The organism is Frankia sp. CcWB3 (genome assembly GCF_977927595.1).
Map to the genome: position 1 here is coordinate 1 of NZ_CDWRCK010000217.1, position 1,944 is coordinate 1,944.

Consider the following 1,944-nt stretch of genomic DNA (forward strand, 5'->3'; position numbering starts at 1 on the left):
GTCGGGGGAGGCCGGGTTGGGTCGGATCAGGCGGGGCGAGCGGCCGGCTGGCCCAGCCAGCGTCGCACCAGACTGGTCAGAACCAGGATCACGGCTGTTCCGACCACTTCAATGATCACATTCGCGAGCAGATGACTCATCGTGCAACCTCCTATGCGTACTGTGTCGCTCCCCGGCCCTGATCGGGGCGCGCCAGACCGCCACGAGGCGGGCGGTCCGTACTTCCGGGTGACGCGGTGCGGGCCAAAGATGAACAGAAAGCGAGCGATCTCGTTCGGTTGCATGGCCAGAGCATGAACCCGCCCGTTCGTCGCGGTCCGTGACTGTCCGACGAACCGCCAGGTCAGCCCGTGTGGGGGGCCTGCTGCGGGGTGGGCTCGGCCCGATCCGGCGGAACCCCGATCGGACCAGGTCGATCGGACCAGGTCGGAGGATCGGAGAAGGCGGGGACGCCGTCACCCGGCATCCGCCCGCACTTCACCCTTCGCTACGGTGAAGCCGTGGTCGGGTGTGCGTGGATGACGCGAACAGGTCGGGCGCGGAGCCGGCAGACCGATCGTCGTTCCGCGTGGCCTCCGGACCCGGCGGCCTCGCCGGACGGGCTGAACGGACCGGATGGGCCGGGTAGGCCGGACTCGTCTGGCTCGTGGGCCAGGTCGGCGCGTCGATGAACTTCTTCGAGGGGACGGTCCTCGGTCTCGTTCAGGGGCTCACCGAGTTTCTCCCGGTCTCGTCCAGCGCCCACCTGCGCATCGCCGCCGCGCTCGCCGGCTGGGAGGACCCGGGCGCCGCGTTCACCGCTGTGACCCAGATCGGCACCGAGGCCGCCGTGCTGATCTACTTCCGTAAGGACATCGCCCGCATCGTGGCGGCGTGGGCGCGCTCGCTCACCCGCCGGGCGATGCGTAAGGACCCCGACGCCCGGATGGGCTGGCTGGTCATCCTCGGCACCCTTCCGATCGGCCTGCTCGGGGTGACGCTGCAGGACGCCATCGAGGGCCCGTTCCGCGACCTGCGGCTGATTGCCACGACGCTGATCGTGCTTGGCCTGATCCTGGGCGGCGCGGACTGGTACGCCTCGAAGGGGCGGCCGCAGGGTCGTCATTCGCCGCCCCGCCCGCGCAAAGTGCTCGAGGACTTGTCGGTGCGTGACGGGCTCTTCTATGGCCTCGCCCAGGCTGCCGCGCTGATCCCCGGCGTCTCCCGGTCCGGTGCGACGATCAGCGGGGGCCTGCTCCTCGGCTACACCCGCGAGGCCGCGGCCCGGTACTCTTTCCTGCTGGCGATGCCGGCGGTGCTGGCGTCCGGGGTCTTCGAACTGCGCTCCATCGGTGGGAAGGATGCCGACGTCGCCTGGGGCCCGACGATCCTCGCCACGCTCGTGGCGTTCGCCACCGGGTACGCCGCGATCGCGTGGTTCCTACGGTACATTTCGACGCGCAGTTTCGCGCCCTTCGTGCTGTATCGCGTGGGGCTGGGGTTGCTGCTGTTCTCCCTGCTGGCCGGGGGCGCCCTCAGCCCCGGCGCCGGTGCCCCCCCGGGCTGAACGGGCGGGGAGCCCCAGGCGCGACCCACGTGCCTACGCCCGTCAACTACGGTGAGGGTCGGCGGTCCGCGTGTGCAGACGGTGAAGGTGTCTGCGGGACATATCCGAACGAGTCCGAGGCCCGCCCGACGTCGGTCGGGAAACCGATACCGATTCCGCTGCCGAGCCTCCGGCAGCGACCGCGACGGAGCGTGGAGGACGCCATGATTCGGCGAGGGGCCGCGGGATCGCGGCTGTCTCCGGGACGGTTCGACGACCGGGACCTGGCGCCCGTCGGCGACCCCGCGTCCATCGACGCCCCCGCGTCCGCCAACGGGTCCATGCCCGTCGGCGGGTCCGGCCCCGCCGCGACCGGTCGATCCGCCGCCGGTCGATCCGCCGCCGGTCGATCCGCCGCC

Annotated in this window: 1 protein-coding gene and 1 pseudogene; both read left to right on the forward strand. The window is 71.3% G+C overall.

What is annotated here, in order from left to right; all coding sequences use genetic code 11:
- Positions 1–667: 667 nt before the first annotated feature.
- Complete coding sequence (locus tag ACY5KJ_RS15500; protein ID WP_462203670.1) at positions 668–1,546, forward strand: undecaprenyl-diphosphate phosphatase; 879 nt, start codon at positions 668–670, stop codon at positions 1,544–1,546.
- A 203-nt stretch (positions 1,547–1,749) separates the two neighbouring features.
- A pseudogene (locus ACY5KJ_RS15505) lies at positions 1,750–1,944 on the forward strand (hypothetical protein); the annotation flags it as partial.

Excerpts from the sequence above, each read along its gene's own strand:
- ACY5KJ_RS15500 (WP_462203670.1), top strand. The coding sequence starts at position 668 with ATGAACTTCTTCGAGGGGACGGTCCTCGGTCTCGTTCAGGGGCTCACC.